13 protein-coding genes are annotated in these 16480 nt (G+C 32.1%); 6 read left to right on the top strand and 7 right to left on the bottom strand.

From position 1 onward, the window contains the following. Positions 1–82: 82 nt before the first annotated feature. From chrA to ACKTTC_RS05640, 5 genes are all read right to left on the bottom strand, one after another. Positions 83–1213: a chromate efflux transporter gene (gene chrA, locus ACKTTC_RS05615; RefSeq protein WP_408038817.1), complete on the bottom strand. Its 1131-nt coding sequence runs from the start codon at positions 1211–1213 to the stop codon at positions 83–85. A 181-nt stretch (positions 1214–1394) separates the two neighbouring features. Further along, complete coding sequence (locus ACKTTC_RS05620) at positions 1395–1913, bottom strand: hypothetical protein (RefSeq protein ID WP_408038818.1); 519 nt, start codon at positions 1911–1913, stop codon at positions 1395–1397. A gap of 109 nt (positions 1914–2022) precedes the next feature. Beyond that, complete coding sequence (locus ACKTTC_RS05625) at positions 2023–2388, bottom strand: DUF2200 domain-containing protein (RefSeq protein WP_408038819.1); 366 nt, start codon at positions 2386–2388, stop codon at positions 2023–2025. Between the two features lie 41 nt (positions 2389–2429). Beyond that, complete coding sequence (glpK, locus tag ACKTTC_RS20600) at positions 2430–5597, bottom strand: glycerol kinase GlpK (protein WP_456243509.1); 3168 nt, start codon at positions 5595–5597, stop codon at positions 2430–2432. A 155-nt stretch (positions 5598–5752) separates the two neighbouring features. Further along, positions 5753–6469, bottom strand: coding sequence for a 3'-5' exonuclease (locus ACKTTC_RS05640; RefSeq protein WP_408038820.1), 717 nt, complete (start codon positions 6467–6469; stop codon positions 5753–5755). Between the two features lie 194 nt (positions 6470–6663). Between ACKTTC_RS05640 and ACKTTC_RS05645 the strand changes: the two genes are divergently transcribed. The 6 genes from ACKTTC_RS05645 (at position 6664) to ACKTTC_RS05670 (ending at position 14543) form a co-directional block, all read left to right on the top strand. Beyond that, on the top strand, positions 6664–7080 hold the full coding sequence (locus ACKTTC_RS05645; RefSeq protein ID WP_408038821.1) for a hypothetical protein: 417 nt from the start codon (positions 6664–6666) through the stop codon (positions 7078–7080). Between the two features lie 135 nt (positions 7081–7215). Then, positions 7216–8292, top strand: a complete 1077-nt coding sequence (locus tag ACKTTC_RS05650; RefSeq protein WP_408038822.1) for an efflux RND transporter periplasmic adaptor subunit — start codon at positions 7216–7218, stop codon at positions 8290–8292. Positions 8293–8316: 24 nt separating this feature from the next. Beyond that, positions 8317–11574: an efflux RND transporter permease subunit gene (locus ACKTTC_RS05655; RefSeq protein WP_408038823.1), complete on the top strand. Its 3258-nt coding sequence runs from the start codon at positions 8317–8319 to the stop codon at positions 11572–11574. Between the two features lie 16 nt (positions 11575–11590). Next, entirely contained in the window at positions 11591–12988 is a 1398-nt protein-coding gene (locus ACKTTC_RS05660; RefSeq protein ID WP_408038824.1) for a TolC family protein, read from the top strand. 142 nt (positions 12989–13130) lie between these two features. Then, entirely contained in the window at positions 13131–13628 is a 498-nt protein-coding gene (locus ACKTTC_RS05665) for a hypothetical protein (protein ID WP_408038825.1), read from the top strand. Positions 13629–13637: 9 nt separating this feature from the next. Next, positions 13638–14543 carry an ATP-grasp domain-containing protein gene (locus tag ACKTTC_RS05670; RefSeq protein ID WP_408038826.1) on the top strand — a complete coding sequence of 302 codons (906 nt, stop codon included), beginning with the start codon at positions 13638–13640 and terminating at the stop codon, positions 14541–14543. On the opposite strand, the gene ACKTTC_RS05675 is transcribed toward ACKTTC_RS05670, so the two are convergent. Beyond that, positions 14527–15822, bottom strand: a complete 1296-nt coding sequence (locus ACKTTC_RS05675) for an aminopeptidase P family protein (RefSeq protein WP_408038827.1) — start codon at positions 15820–15822, stop codon at positions 14527–14529. The two genes, ACKTTC_RS05670 and ACKTTC_RS05675, sit on opposite strands and share 17 nt — an antisense overlap. Positions 15823–15897: 75 nt before the next feature. Then, positions 15898–16479, bottom strand: a complete 582-nt coding sequence (locus ACKTTC_RS05680; protein ID WP_408038828.1) for a Crp/Fnr family transcriptional regulator — start codon at positions 16477–16479, stop codon at positions 15898–15900. Between the last annotated feature and the right edge of the window lies 1 nt (position 16480).

Raw genomic sequence — 16480 nt, forward strand, 5'->3', positions numbered from 1 at the left:
GTGTTTTGTTACAGTAAAATCATAAAAGGAATTTCTTAAAAATAGAAAAAAGTTAGTTTTATAAGAAGAAGTAAAATAGAAATTACACTAAACTTAATAAGAAGCCTAAAATAGCACCACCTAAAACGGTCCACATAGCATTTACCTTTTTAAGTCCAAAGGTTAATCCAAAACTGATAAGAGCAATTACAATAGCTCTCCAATCGATAAGAGTGTCTTTTCCCATTTCAAATAAAACAGCAATCATTACAGCTACTGCAGCAATGTTTACACTGTCTAAAAAATAACCTAATAACTTAGATTGTCGCATTTTAGGAACAAGTGGATTTAAAACTAGAACAAATAAAAATGAAGGAAGGAAAATACCAAGTGTAGCAGCAACTGCACCCCAAAAACCGTTTAATTGATAACCAATAAAAGTAGCAGTTGATAATACAGGACCTGGAGTAAACTGACCTACAGCTATGGCATCTATTAATTCTTGTCTGGTTAACCAACCTCTGGTAACTAATTCTGCATCTAAATACGCAAATAAAACATATCCACTACCGTATAACACAGCGCCAACTTTTAAGAAGGTCCAAAATACTTTTAAGGATGTAATACTGGCAACAGATTTTATAGATGTTGGAAGTAATACTAATGGAAAGAGAGATTTTAAATTTCCAGAAAATCTATTTTTCGAATAGAAATAAAATGCGCCTAAAACTCCAGCACTTAATAATGCAAAAACCTCATTTATACCTAAAATACTTACAATAAGTACAAGCGATCCAAGTATTCCTAACTCCCAACTCTTAAGTGCTTTTTTACCAAGTTTTACAATAGCTGCTGTAATAATTGCTAGTACAGCGGGTTTTATACCAAAAATAAAAGGAGCAACTTGAGGTAATTGACCGTAAGTTGTATATAACCAAGCGAAAAATCCAGTAATAACTACCGCAGGAAAAACAAAACAAGCACCTGCAACAAATAATCCAGGCATACCAGCACGTTCATGCCCACAGTGCATTGTCATTTCTGTAGAATTTGGTCCTGGAATTAAATTAGTTGCGCCCATAAGATCTAGAAAATGTTGTCTATCCATCCATTTTCTTTTACGTACTATTTCTTCTTCCATCATGGCAACATGAGCAGCAGGGCCACCAAAAGCAATACATCCTAACTTAAAAAATACACTGGCGACTTCTCTTAAATTTCCTTTTTTACTCATTTTATAAACGTACTAATTTTTTGCACTGGCTAAAATTAGTATATAAAAGTTACTTTTAAAGATATAATGAGTTATTTTTAAAATAGAATTTTGTTAGTTTTTATTTTGAATTATTTGAAATTGTTGAACATTAAAACATCTAATAACAAACTTTTTTCTAAAAAATAATATTAAGGTTTTGTTATTCACTTAAAGGAATATTAACCCCAAGAGAAACTCCCCATTTTGAATAATTAGCGGGGTAAAAGTCTGTAATTTCTGAAACATTATATGTCGCTTTTAAGTTAAAAAAGCCGAATAAAGAAAAACCTAAAGATGGTTCTAACATAAATGCTTGTTTTCCATTATTACCTTCATTTAAGAAATAAACAGCGTCTAATCCTATATGAAACACAGAAAAAAATAATGAAGCATTAGCTTTAGGACCGTGGTATAATCCATCAAAAAAAGCAACTTTATAACCAGCAGATAAAAACAGTCCTTGATTAGGAAAGTTTGGAACAATTCTACCAAAATCGATTCCAGAGCCATATTCAGAAACTTCAGCTCCTAAAATACCAAATCCAATACCAACATCGGCAACAAATCCAGAGTTATAGCCAGTATTAGCACTAAGTATTGCTCCGCTACTTGTTGTTAAATTTTGAGAAAAAGAGGTGATAGTTATAAAAAAGAACGATAGTAAACATATTTTTTTCATGACTGTAAGTTTTTATATTATAAAAGTGCTAAGTATTAATAGCACATTCAATACCTACAGATAAGTAATGTTGTAACCTAAGTTTACTATCGTTTGTAATGTATTTTAGTTATGGTGTACGTAGAATCTTTTCCACTTTACGACCTTTTGCTAATTCATCTATTAATTTATCTAAATACCGAGCTTGTTGTGTAAGTGTATTTTGAATTTCTTCTACTCGATATCCACAAATAACACCTTTTATAAGATGCGCGTTTGGATTTAGTGTTGCATGTTTAAAAAAAGTTTCAAAAGTAACTTTTTGCTCGATAAGCTCTTGTATTTTTTGCTCATCATAACCAGTCAACCATTCAATTACTTGATGTAATTCTTCTATTGTTCTACCTTTTTTCTCCACTTTAGTAACATAATGTGGGTATATAGATGCAAAAGTCATTTTTGCAATGCGTTCGTCGTGATGGTTTGTATCTGTCATAGTAAAAAAGTTAGTGTCTTTTTAAAATTACAAAACAAATGCTAAAACTCTTTATCATAATACGTTGTAGCATCTGAAAGCAATTGATGTAACAATGCTTTTTCTTGTGCTACTCGTTTTTTATCCCATTCTAAAATTGAAATACAATCTTTTAATACAATATCTAAATGTTCAGAAATACTATTTATATTGAAGTACAATCTTCCTGTACGTCTCACAAAGAAATCAGCTAAACTATTTGTCATTTCAAATTGAATGCAATACCATAATTCAGCTCTTACTAAACGTTGTATCATGGTTCCACTTCTGTAAAAGGCGCTTCTTTCCAAAATTTTGTTAGCCTTTTTACCATAAGTTGTACACAAATGCCAAGCATAATACGGATCGTCTATGCCTAAGTTTGCTAATGCTTTCGTAAGCTCTTCTTGGTATTCATTTACTTCAGCAACAGAATGTAAACTCGGATTGACTAATAAAATATGTTCTGTTTGTGATTTTTTAAATGAATTTCGACGTTTTTCATCCATGGTTTTTAAAACGGCATCAATTACACGATGTGCCATTTTTCTATAACCAGTTAGTTTACCACCAGCAATAGAAATTAGTCCGCTTTTAGAATGAAAAATTTCATCTTTTCTAGATAATTCTGAAGGATCTTTTTCTTCTTCATGAATTAAAGGGCGTAAACCAGCCCAATTTGATTCAATATCATCTATGGTAAGATGTACGTCTGGAAAGGTATTATTTGCCGCATTAAGCAAGTATTCTGCATCTTCTTTGGTAGCTATTACACGATCAAGACTTCCGTTGTAATTGGTATCTGTAGTTCCTACATATGTACAACGTCCTCTTGGAATGGCAAACACCATTCTTCCATCTGGAACATCAAAATACACCGATTGTTTTACGGGTAATTTTTCATGCGGAAAAACAATATGAACACCTTTTGTAAGATGTAAATGCTTATGATTCATTGAAGCATCTTTCTCTCTTAATAAATCAACCCAAGGTCCAGCAGCAGAAACGTAGTTTCTTGCTTTTGCAGTCAATGATTTTCCAGTATTAATATCAACACAATGAACGCTTTCAATTTTGCCATCCTCATCATATTCAAACGATTCCATTTCACAATAATTCACAATGGTAGCACCGAATTCAGCCGCTTTTTTCAAAATTTCTATGGTCAATCGTGCATCGTCTGTTCTATATTCAGCATAATAACCACTACCTAAGGTGATGGTTTCATCTAGTAAAGGTTCTTTTTCTAAAGTTGCTTTTTTGTCTAACATTCTACGACTGTCTTCCCCACCTACATTAGCTAGTAAATCGTATACTTTTAAACCAATAGCAGTCATCATTTTACCATAGGTTCCACCTTCAATAAGTGGTAATAACATCTTTTCTGGAATAACTAGGTGTGGTGCTAATTTATGTACAATAGCACGCTCAGAACCCGATTCTCTTACCAATCCGATTTCTAATTGTTTTAAATAACGTAAACCACCATGAATAAGCTTGGTTGATTTATTACTGGTCCCAGAAGCAAAATCATTTTTTTCTACTAAACATACATTCATACCTCTAGAAGCAGCATCTAAAGCAATCCCAGCGCCTGTAATTCCACCTCCAATAACAATTAAATCGAAGGTTTTAGAAGTCATTTTTTTAAGCTGTTTTTCCCGATCTAAAACCGAAAAACGAATAGGAGTAGGCTTGGTTTTCTTCTTTTTAGAAGTTTGCGTTTTTTCAATGGATTTTAACCAACCTTTATATTTTCTCTTTCTGGCTTTAGGTTTCATTTTTGGTGTAAACACCGTATCTACTTCTCTAATAGAAGCAATAGCATCTTTGGTCCAAATTCCTGCTTTAATTCCTGCTAATAAAGCAGCTCCAAAAGCAGTTACTTCAATCATTTTAGGACGATCTACAGAAACATTTAAAACATCCGATTGAAATTGCATTAAGTAGTTGTTAGCACTGGCACCTCCATCTACTTTTAGTGTTATCATTTCTTTCCCGCTATCATTAATCATAGCAGTAATTACGTCTTTGGTTTGATAAGCTAAAGATTCTACGGTGGCTTTTATAATTTCTTTTCTACCTGTATCTAAAGTCATTCCGTAAATACTTCCTTTTGCTTTGGCATCCCAATAAGGCGCTCCTAATCCAGCAAAAGCAGGAACTACATAAATACCTTTTAAAGGAGGAATACTTTCACAAATAGCTTCTGTATCTGAAGCTTTATCTATCAATTCCATTCGGTCGCGTAACCATTGAATAGACGCTCCACCTACAAAAATACTTCCCTCTAAAGCATAATGAATTGGAGAAGATTCTAAACTACAGGTTAACGTAGTTAACAAACCACTTTGAGAAATTACCTGTTCTTCTCCTGTGTTTAACAACATAAAACATCCTGTACCATAGGTGTTTTTGGCAATTCCAGATTTAAAACCACCTTGTCCAAATAACGATGCTTGTTGATCTCCGGCAACTCCGTAAATAGGAATTATAGTACCTTCAAAATCAATATCTCCAAAATGAGATGAAGACGACTGTACCTCTGGAAGTAATGATGTAGGAATATCTAAAGCTTTTAAAAGCGTATCATCCCAACATAAATTTTTAATATCATAAATCATGGTACGAGAAGCATTGGTATGATCTGTAACATGTTTTTGATGTTTGGTGAATTTATAAATCAACCAAGAATCTATCGTTCCAAAGCATAGTTCTCCTGCAGCTGCCTTTTCTTTTGCTTCGGGTACATTTTCTAAAATCCATTTTAGCTTTGTAGCAGAGAAATACGAATCGATTACCAATCCTGTATGTTCTTGAACATAATTAGAAAGTCCACGATTTTTTAAGTCTTCACAAATTTCTGTAGTACGCTTATCTAGCCAAACAATAGCATTGTGGATAGGTTCTCCCGTTACTCTGTCCCAAACTACAGTAGTTTCACGTTGATTGGTAATACCTACTGCTGCGATTTGTGATGGACTAATACCAGATTTTTTTACTGCTTGTGTAAAAGTTTCTAGTTGATCGTTATAAATATCTATAGGATTGTGTTCTACCCAACCAGATTGTGGGTAATGTTGTGTTAATTCCTTTTGGGCAATAGCTTTAATTTGTCCTTTTTCGTCAAAAATAATCGTTCGTGTACTTGTTGTTCCTTGATCGAATGCTGCTAAATAACGCTGGCTCATTAACTTATAATCAGATTTAAATGGTTTGAAGGTTTTTTATCAACTTTTACAAGTATGTAGAAGTTATAAAATGACCTGTAAGATACTTAAAAAAGTGGGGAAGAGTTTATATTTCCTTCACAATGGTGCATTAATCGTTGAAAATTTGATAAATTTTAAACACGAACAATATTCTCATTTTTTAGAATAGGTAAATTATTAAACCTTAATAGTAGTTGTGCAATAGCAATAGTATCATTTTCACAATAACGTACAATTCTATCTAAATCTTGCTCTTTGTAGTATACATTGGCAACTTCGCTTCCATCAATATCTTGCTTAGGTGAAGGAACTCCTAAAATATGGGTTAGTAGACTTAAAGAAGTATAATGTTTATAATCACCAAACTTCCACAACTCTAAGGTATCTAAATGTGCTACTTCCCATGGTTTTTTACCAAATAAATTAAGCTTTTCTGGCAACGGAATTTGATGAATAACCATTCGACGTGCGATATAGGGAAAGTCAAATTCTTTACCGTTATGAGCGCATAACAAGTGCTTTTTTAAGTTGAAATGTGTATCCAGTAAGTTTTTAAAATCCACCAATAATTGATATTCACTTTCATTATCAAATGAAGTAATACGTAACTGATATTCCTGATCTTTCTCGATAAAATATCCCACAGAAATACAGATGATTTTACCAAACTCGGCCCAAATACCTGCTTTGTGATAAAATTCCTCAGCAGTAAATTCTTCTTTCCGTTGATACTGAGTTTTTAATTCAAATAATTGTTGTGTTTCTTTTGGAAGTGTTTTCCAATATTCATGTTGGGGTACAGTTTCAATATCTAGAAACAAGATATCTTCTAGTTTTTTCTTTTCAAGCATATTTTTTTGTTTAATAAAAACTTAAAATTAATAAAAAGAGTTGTTAATTAAAACAGGCTTATAAAAAAAAATAATTTGTAAGAATCAGATTATGATTTGTTTAGTTGTATTTATACAAGTAAATACAGCGGCTCTCAAAAAACAACCAATTTTATTGTTTATATAATTTTAGGCAAGTAATTTTGCAATAACCTATGAGCAAACTACATAGCTATATTATTTTACTTTCAACACTTTTATTAAGTGTAGGACTCCAATTTACTGGTAGTCAAGCTACGTTATATGCATCTCCAGTAAAAACAAGTTTTTCTTTACATAATCACCATACAACTTTATTAACTGATTTTCAGGATGAGGCTGTAGTTCATCACAATAAAAAAGAGCAGGAACGATTTTTTGCTGAAATTGAAATAGAAGAGGTAGAAGATAGTTCAGAAGAAGAGTATAAAACTGTTAAGTTAAATTCTAATACAACTGTTTTTCATACTTTTTATCTATCATTTCCGGATTCTTTAAAAGTAAAGTCTCAAAAGAAAAATAATCTTTTAGTACAAAGGAATATTGTTACTACAATTCCTTTGTACTTAGAACTTCAGGTTTTTAGACTATGATTGTATTACCGAGACAGGCAAGGATAGCCTTTCTTGGTGCATTACTTAACTATCCTATTCAATAAAGCAAGAATCCGTTTGCTTTTATTGGAATTTCTTTTTAATCATTTAAGTAATAAATACATACAATTTATAATGAAATCATTGATTTTATTTCTAGTGGCTTGTACCTTATTAACAAGCTGCAATTCACATAAAGAACACCACAAAGAACATATAAAATTTAAAGTAACAAGTCCTATAAAAATGGACACTATAATCACTAAAGACTATGTGTGTCAAATCCATGCTATTCGTCATATTGAATTAAGAGCCTTAGAAAAAGGGTATTTACAAAAAATATGGGTAGACGAAGGGCAATTTGTTAAAGAAGGACAAGCGATGTTTAAAATTATGCCCAATGTATACGAGGCAGAGTTACAAAAAGCAAACGCTGAGGAAGATGTAGCTTCTATAGAATATAAAAACACCAAATTATTAGCAGAAAGTAACATTGTATCTCCTAATGAACTAGCCATGTCTAAAGCTAAACTAGATAAAGCAAAAGCAGAAGTTACAATGGCAAAAACACATTTAGGTTTTACAAATATTAAAGCTCCTTTTGCCGGTATTATGGATCATTTACATGTACGAGAAGGTAGTTTGTTAGATGAAGGAGAACTGCTTACCACATTATCTGATAATAGCAAAATGTGGGTGTATTTTAATGTGCCAGAAGTAGAATATTTAGACTACGTAATGAATGGAGAAAAAGACAAGAAAAAAGAAGTAAGTCTATTATTAGCAAACAATCGCGAGTTCAACCAAAAAGGTGTTGTAGAAGTTATTGAAGGGGAGTTTAATAATGAAACTGGAAATATTGCTTTTAGAGCAACTTTTCCAAATCCTGATAAAATCCTAAGACACGGAGAAACAGGAAGCATTTTAATGAAAATACCTTTTAACAATGCACTTATTATTCCACAAAAAGCAACTTTTGAAGTATTAGATAAAAAGTTTGTTTTTGTAGTAGATGAACATAACGAAATACATCAGAGAGAAATAACAATAGAAGCAGAATTACCACACTTATTCATTGTTAAAAAAGGACTTAAACAATCTGATAAGTTTGTATTAGACGGAATTCGATTGGTAAAAGAAGGAGAGCATATTAGCTACGATTTTATTGCGCCAAAGAAAGCGATTTCTAATCTAGAACTGTACGCAGAATAGTTTCACCTTTAAAATATTAACAAGATGTTTGGTATGTTTATCAAAAGGCCAGTATTGGCAATAGTTATCTCTGTTATTGTTGTTTTTACAGGGATGCTTTCTATTAAAAAATTACCGATTTCTCAATTTCCTCAAATTGCACCAACCACGGTAAATATCTTTATTGCCTATCCAGGAGCAAGTGCAGATGTATTGGTGAAATCGACATTAATTCCTTTAGAAACTTCAATAAATGGAGTACAAGGAATGCGATATATTGCTTCCGATGCTACAAGTGCAGGAGAAGGAACCATTAGAATTATTTTTGAACCAGGAACCGATCCAAATCAAGCTGTAGTTCGTGTAAAAACAAGAGTAGATCAGGTAATGCCATTATTACCACCACTGGTACAACGAGAAGGAGTTATTATTACACCCGTACAACCGAGTATGTTGATGTATGTTAACTTGTTTAGTAAAGATAAAAACAATGATGAAAAGTTCCTTTACAATTATGCATACACGAAGATTATTCCAGAATTGCAACGTATTAATGGTGTTGCCAGTGCCAAAATATTAGGTAGTCGTAAGTATGCAATGAGAGTTTGGTTAAAACCAGACCGAATGAGAGCTTATAATATTTCTGCAGAAGAAGTTTTAAAAGCAATGGAAGAACAGAGTTTTATTGCTAGGCCAGGACGACTGGGTAGAAGCTCTGGTAAAAAAGCGCAATCCTTAGAATATGTACTCACATACGAAGGACGCTTTAATGAAGCAGATCAGTATAAAAATATCATTGTTAAATCTAATGAAGAAGGTGAAATAGTAAAACTTGGAGATATTGCCAGTGTTGAACTTGGTAGTGAGTTTTTTGATATTTATTCGAATTTAGATGGAGACCCTTCAGCCTCTATTGTTTTAAAACAAACCTTTGGAAGTAATGCAAGTGAGGTAATAGCAACAGTAAAAGAAAAGCTAAAAGAGCTTAAAGAATCACTTCCGCCAGGAGTAGATTATAAAATTAGCTACGATGTATCTAAGTTTTTAGATGCTTCTATAGAACAAGTAATTCATACATTAAGAGATGCATTTATTTTAGTTGCTATTGTTGTATTCTTATTTTTAGGAGACTGGAGATCTACATTAATTCCTATTATAGCTGTACCAGTATCTTTAATTGGAGCATTTTTTATAATGCAGTTATTTGGGCTTTCTATTAACTTAATTACATTATTCGCATTAGTGTTAGCTATTGGTATTGTGGTAGATGATGCTATTGTTGTCGTAGAAGCTGTACATGCTAAAATGGAAGAAAAGCCTATAACTCCATATCAGGCAGTAACAGAAGTAATAGGAGAAATAGGAGGAGCAATTATAGCAATTACTTTAGTAATGGTTTCGGTATTTGTTCCAATATCTTTTATGACAGGACCTGTAGGAGTTTTCTATAGACAATTTTCAATTACAATGGCTGGATCTATTATTATTTCAGCAATAGTAGCATTAACACTAACACCTGTATTGTGTGCTATGATTTTTAAAAACAATCATGACACACCAAGAAAAAAATCTCCAATAAACCGTTTTATCGATTGGTTTAATAGAAGGTTTGATAAGTTAACAGGACGTTACATTCGGGTATTAAATACCATAGTAAATAGGCGTGTAATCACCTTTGGAATACTAATCGCGTTTTGTGGAGGTATTTATTATACGAATCAAATATTGCCTGCCGGATTTATCCCAAATGAAGACCAAGGAACTATTTATGCAATTATTCAAACACCACCAGGAGCAACTTTAGAACGTACAAATGAAGTAGCTAAAAAACTACAGCAATTGTGCGAGGAAACGGAAGGAGTAGCCTCAGTATCATCTTTATCTGGTTATGAAATTATGACGGAAGGTCGCGGTTCTAACGCAGGAACATGTTTAATTAACCTTAAACCATGGTCTGAACGCGAGCACTCAGTACATGAAATAATGGAAGAATTAGAAGAAAAGAGTAAGGATTTAGGTGCAGTTATAGAATATTTTGAACCGCCAGCTGTACCTGGTTTTGGATCTTCTGGAGGTTTCTCACTACGATTATTAGATAAAACAGACAATACAAACTATCAGGAGTTTGAAAAGATCAATAACAATTTTATGGAAGCTCTTAAAAAACGAAAAGAACTTACTGGATTGTTTACCTTTTTCGCTGCTAATTATCCACAATACGAATTAAAAATTAATAACAAAGCAGCAATGCAAAAAGGAGTATCTGTAGGTAAAGCTATGGAAAATCTTAATATTTTAATAGGAAGTACATACGAACAAGGGTTTATTAAATTTGGACGTTTCTTTAAAGTATATACGCAAGCAGCTCCAGAATACAGAAGATTACCATCAGATTTAGATAAGCTTTTTGTTAAGAATGAAGCTGGGAAAATGGTTCCGTATTCAGCATTTATGAAGTTGGAAAAACGTTTAGGTCCCAACGAAATTACCCGTTATAACTTATATAATTCAGCAGCAATTAGAGGATTACCAGCATCAGGATATACAACAGGAGATGCTATTAAAGCAATTAAAGAAGTTGCTGCAAGTACATTACCAAGAGGATACGATATTGCTTGGGAAGGATTGTCTTACGATGAATCTCGTCGCGGAAATGAATCGTTTTACATATTCGCTGTTGTACTCATATTTGTGTACTTGGTATTAGCGGCACAATACGAAAGTTTCTTACTACCATTAGCTGTTATTTTATCACTTCCCGTAGGAGTATTTGGATCATTTTTCCTTTTAAAATTAATGGGACTAGCAAACGATGTTTATGCACAAATAGGTCTAATTATGTTAGTTGGACTTCTTGGAAAAAACGGTGTATTAATTGTTGAATTTGCAGTTCAAAAAAGAAGAGAAGGTATATCCATTTTTGAAGCGGCTATAGAAGGAGCAAAAATGCGTTTTCGACCAATTTTAATGACGTCTTTTGCTTTTATTTCAGGACTAATTCCGTTAGTAATTGCAACAGGAGCAGGAGCTATTGGAAACAGAACAATTGGAGGTTCTGCTATGGGAGGAATGCTAATGGGAACTGTTATTGGGGTATTCATAATTCCAGGATTGTATTACATTTTTGCGAAGATGGCAGGCGGACGAAAATTAATAAAAGAGGAAGCTGAAGAACCTATCTCAGAAGAATTTGTAAGAGTAACAGAAGGAAGAGCATCCATGATTTCAAAATTGAAAGAAAGCTTAGCCAAATTAATGGCAAAAAACACAAAAAACATAGAGCGTAACGATGAAGACATGTAATCGAATTAGTCTTCTCATGGTACTTACATTACTGGTAGTGTCTTGCGTACCCACACAAAAAGTAAGAGAAGCTAATAGAAAATTACCAGCACAATATGATCAAACACAAATAGACAGTGTTAATACTGCAAACATTTCTTGGAAAACGTTTTTTACAGATCCAGAATTAAATACACTTATAGATTCAGCACTTGCAAACAATCAAGAGTTGAATATCTTTCTACAAAAAATAGCAATAGCTAAAAATGAAATTAAAGCACGAAAAGGAGAATATTTACCTTTTGTGAATTATAAAGCAGGAGCAGATGTAGAAAAAGTAGGGGAATATACCCGAAATGGAGCGGTAGAGAAAAATCTTAAAATTAAAGAAGATGAAGTTTTTCCAGAGCCACTTACAAACTACTCAGCAGGTTTATACGCTTCGTGGGAGTTAGATGTATGTAAAAAGCTTAGAAACTCTAAGAAAATGGCTGTAATGGAGTATTTAGCAACTACAGAAGGTAAGAAGTTTATGACGACTAATTTGGTGGCTGAAGTAGCGAGTGCATATTACGAGTTAATAGCATTAGACAATCAATTAGAAATTCTTAATCAGAATTTAAAAATTCAAGAAAATGCATTACGTGTAGTAAAACTTCAAAAACGAGCTGCACAAGCTACAGAATTGACAGTTCAAAGGTTTGAAGCCGAGGTGTTAAAAAACAAGAGTGAAAAATATGAGATTAAACAGCAAATTACAGAAGTTGAGAATAAACTTAATTTTTTAATTGGTAAGTTTTCTGCTCCTATTAAAAGAAATTCAAAAGGATTTTTAGAAAAACAAATTGATAGTTTACATGCAGGAATTCCTTCAGAATTATTGAGTAATAGACCTGATATTAAAAGAGCAGAATACGAATTATTAGCTGCGAAACTAGATGTAAAAGTTGCTAAAGCGAATTTTTATCCATCTTTTGGAATAAAAGCAGGTATAGGATTGCAAGCGTTTAAACCAAAATATTTAACTATTATGTCAGAGTCTTTATTGTACAATTTAGGAGGGGATCTCGTAGGGCCACTCATTAATAGAAATGCAATAAAAGCAACATATAGCAGTGCAAATGCAAGACAATTACAAGCAGTTTATGAGTATGAAAAAGCCATTTTAAATGGATATATAGAAGTTGCAAATGGACTTTCGAATATGAAAAACCTTGCAAAGAGTTATGAAAATAAACGTAAACAAGTTGCAGCTCTTACCAAATCTATCGAAGTAGCCAATAAACTGTACCAATCTGCAAGAGCAGATTATATGGAAATATTACTCACACAAAGAGACGCTTTAGAATCTAAAATGAAATTAGTTGAAACAAAAAAAGAACAACTATTAGGAAGGATCAATGTATATAAATCTCTTGGTGGGGGATGGAAATAAACTGATGTTCGATGAATAATCGACACAATTTTCTTTTTTTATAGTATAAGGAGTTCTTGTTTGGAGAACTCCTTATGTTTTTTGTGAATGATTAAATGAAATGATATTTTAGTGAATATTAAAACAAATTATAAGAATTGTAATGAGCGAATCAGAAAAAACAAATAAAGTACTTCAACAAATTTTAGATTTGATTTCTAAAAATGATGCTAGATTGGAAGTTAATGAATTAACAACAGAAAGTGAATCTTTTATAGATAAAGCAAAAAAAGAGGCTGATGAAGCAACAAAAAAAATACAATCAACTTTTGATCGAATACATGATAAGTTATTTAACTTTAATAATATGTTGATTGCTGCATTTTTAGGTTTGAGCAAATTTCCAACTGAAACTCCAATTTTAAGTTTGTGGATGGCTATTTTACCAATTCTAAACTTAATTTATTTGATGTTTATGGAATATTCTCAAATGGAAATCTATAGGCATGCTGCAAAAAGAATGGAATGGAGTTTAGATGTTAATTTAGATGTGAGAAAATATGGAAATATGATTAGAAAGCAGACGAGAAGATCTTTGTTTTCTATTTTTACAACTTTTGGGCTTTTTATTTTTTTGGTTATAAAAATCCTAGCTTATTAAAATTGAAAAATGAGAATTATATATTGCGATAGTGTATTTGATAATAAGATAATTGAACCTGATTACGAAAAAGAAAAAGAGGCTGCTATCAATGCTGGATTTAGCTTTTCACTTATTAGTTTTGAAGAATTGATCGATGGAAAAATAACAAGGTCATTAAGGTTTGTAAAAGAAGCAGAAAACACTGAATTTGGTATGTATAGAGGATGGATGTTAACTCCAAATCAGTACGAAAAACTCTATAACGGACTTTTAAAAAAGAATATTGAGCTAGTAAACTCTCCTATTGAATATACACATTGCCATTATTTGCCTAATTCTTATGCTAAAATAGTATCTAAAACTCCAAAGTCTAATTGGACAAAAGAATTAACTACCGAATCTATACTTAAATTAACCAAAGCTTTTGGAGACAATTCAATTATTGTAAAAGATTTTGTAAAATCTGAAAAACATCATTGGGAAACGGCTTGTTTTATTCCAAATGCATCCAATTCTGAGAATGTACTAGCTGTTGTGAATAAATTTATTGAGTTAAGAGGTGAATCACTAAATGAAGGGTTGGTATTTAGACAATTCGAGGAATTAGAATACTTAACAGAGTACTCAAAAAGTGGAATGCCTTTAACAAAAGAATTCAGAATCTTTTTTGCAAATAAGGAGGTTGTAAAAGTATTTAATTACTGGGACGAAGGTGTATACGGAGCTGAGAAACCAGCGCTTGAAGAGTTTATAGCAATAGCTCAAGCAATTGATAGTAATTTCTTTACAATGGATGTTGCTAAAAAGAAAAATGGAGAATGGATTATTATGGAACTTGGTGATGGGCAAGTTGCAGGATTACCCGATAATGCTGATAAAAATGAATTTTATACTCATTTAAAAGAAAAAACCAGTCTTAAGACTGGTTCATAATTTCTTCAATTTCTTCGGCTTCAATAGGAATATTACGCATTAAATTAAATGGTTCACCTTTTTCTTGAATTACAACATCGTCTTCTAAACGAATTCCAAAACCTTCATCAGGAATATAAATTCCAGGCTCTACAGTAAATACCATGTTTGCTTGCATTGGCTCGTGTAATAATCCGTAATCGTGCGTATCTAAGCCCATGTGATGCGATGTTCCATGCATAAAGTATTTCTTATATGCTGGCCAATTTGGATCTTCATTCTGTACATCAGCTTTGTCTAATAATCCTAAACCTAATAATTCAGAAGTCATTAATTTCCCAACTTCTACATGGTAATCTGCCCAAATAGCACCAGGAACTAATAATTTTGTAGCTTCGTTTTTTACCCTGTTTACAGCATTATACACCTCTTTTTGACGATCGGTAAAACGTCCAGATACAGGAATAGTTCTACTCATATCACTTGCATAATTTGCATATTCTGCACCAACATCTAATAAGATTAAATCACCAGCTTTACATTGCTGATTGTTTTCAATATAATGTAAAACATTTGCATTTGATCCACTTGCAATAATAGGCGTATACGCAAAACCTTTAGAGCGATTTCTTAAAAACTCGTGTGCAAATTCAGCTTCAATTTCATATTCCCAAACATCAGGTTTTACAAAACCTAAAATTCTACGGAATCCTTTTTCGGTAATATTACAGGCCTTTTGAATTAAATCAAGCTCTATTTGATCTTTTACAGAACGTAAACGCTGTAAAATAGGATTACTTTTCGCTACTGAATGTGCAGGATATTTGTTTAATAACCACTTTGTAAAACGAGCTTCTCTTGTTTCAGTTTCAATCTTAGCTCTGTAATGTTCGTTCGTATTTATGTAAACAGTATCTGCTAAAGCCATCATTTCGGCCAATACTTTTTCTAAATCCTGTAACCAATACACGGTTTTGACACCACTAGTTTCAAAAGCTTTTTCTTTAGTAAGCTTCTCACCTTCCCAAACAGCAATGTGCTCATTCGTTTCTCTTAAAAACAAAACTTCACGTAAGTGTTTTTTAGGGCAATCTGGAAATACAACTAAAATACTTTCTTCCTGATCTACTCCACTTAAAAAGAAAATATCTCTATGTTGTTCAAAAGGTAAAGTAGAATCTGCACTAACAGGATAAATATCATTAGAATTAAAAACAGCTAAACTATTAGGCTTCATTTGTGCCATAAAATCGTGTCTGTTTTTAACAAATAAACTACTATCTATAGGTAAATATTTCATTAGAGTTTAGCATTTATAGGTTATGTGTTTTCAAAAATAATGAAAGAAATAAGTACACAAGGTAGCCAAATGGCGTTATTTTATGTTTTTGCGAATTCTACTCATATGTCGTTTAGAAATTCCTAAGAAAGAAGCCAAATAATGAAGTGGAATGCTTTGTAATAATTCTGGATCATTCATTAATAATTTCTGATAACGTTCTTCTGGAGATAAGGTTAATAAATCAATTCGATAATCATCAATTAAAAAAATCTGATGTTCAATAAGCTTATGATAAAACTGAAAAAATGCCGTATTTTCTTTTATAAGACGATTAAAATCATCGATGGTAATTACAAGTAATTCGCAATTACTTAATGCCTTTATATTTTTTCTAGAAGGTTGCTGATGCAAAAAGCTTTTTAATGCAGCAGTACAAGTATTTTTTAAGGCTAAATACGTTGTTTTTTCTTCTCCATCAACATCTATAGAATGTTGTAAAATGCCACTTTTTATAAAACAAAAATAATTACAAATCTGATTTTTAGAAACAAAAAAATCATTCTTTTTAAGTTGTAGCGATTCAAAAGAATTTAAAATTTCAGGAACATAAGAACTAACCAAATCATTATTTATGATGTGCTTTAAGTAATTATTAAATTGATCTTTTGAATTCATT

The organism is Tenacibaculum amylolyticum, assembly GCF_964511145.1.
Lineage (GTDB): Bacteria > Bacteroidota > Bacteroidia > Flavobacteriales > Flavobacteriaceae > Polaribacter > Polaribacter amylolyticum.

Bases quoted from the DNA above. Each gene is read 5' to 3' on its own strand.
- chrA (WP_408038817.1), bottom strand. From the start codon at position 1,213: ATGAGTAAAAAAGGAAATTTAAGAGAAGTCGCCAGTGTATTTTTTAAG.
- ACKTTC_RS05620 (WP_408038818.1), bottom strand. From the start codon at position 1,913: ATGAAAAAAATATGTTTACTATCGTTCTTTTTTATAACTATCACCTCT.
- ACKTTC_RS05625 (WP_408038819.1), bottom strand. From the start codon at position 2,388: ATGACAGATACAAACCATCACGACGAACGCATTGCAAAAATGACTTTT.
- glpK (WP_456243509.1), bottom strand. From the start codon at position 5,597: ATGAGCCAGCGTTATTTAGCAGCATTCGATCAAGGAACAACAAGTACA.
- ACKTTC_RS05640 (WP_408038820.1), bottom strand. From the start codon at position 6,469: ATGCTTGAAAAGAAAAAACTAGAAGATATCTTGTTTCTAGATATTGAA.
- ACKTTC_RS05645 (WP_408038821.1), top strand. From the start codon at position 6,664: ATGAGCAAACTACATAGCTATATTATTTTACTTTCAACACTTTTATTA.
- ACKTTC_RS05650 (WP_408038822.1), top strand. From the start codon at position 7,216: ATGAAATCATTGATTTTATTTCTAGTGGCTTGTACCTTATTAACAAGC.
- ACKTTC_RS05655 (WP_408038823.1), top strand. From the start codon at position 8,317: ATGTTTGGTATGTTTATCAAAAGGCCAGTATTGGCAATAGTTATCTCT.
- ACKTTC_RS05660 (WP_408038824.1), top strand. From the start codon at position 11,591: ATGGTACTTACATTACTGGTAGTGTCTTGCGTACCCACACAAAAAGTA.
- ACKTTC_RS05665 (WP_408038825.1), top strand. From the start codon at position 13,131: ATGAGCGAATCAGAAAAAACAAATAAAGTACTTCAACAAATTTTAGAT.
- ACKTTC_RS05670 (WP_408038826.1), top strand. From the start codon at position 13,638: ATGAGAATTATATATTGCGATAGTGTATTTGATAATAAGATAATTGAA.
- ACKTTC_RS05675 (WP_408038827.1), bottom strand. From the start codon at position 15,822: ATGAAATATTTACCTATAGATAGTAGTTTATTTGTTAAAAACAGACAC.
- ACKTTC_RS05680 (WP_408038828.1), bottom strand. From the start codon at position 16,479: ATGAATTCAAAAGATCAATTTAATAATTACTTAAAGCACATCATAAAT.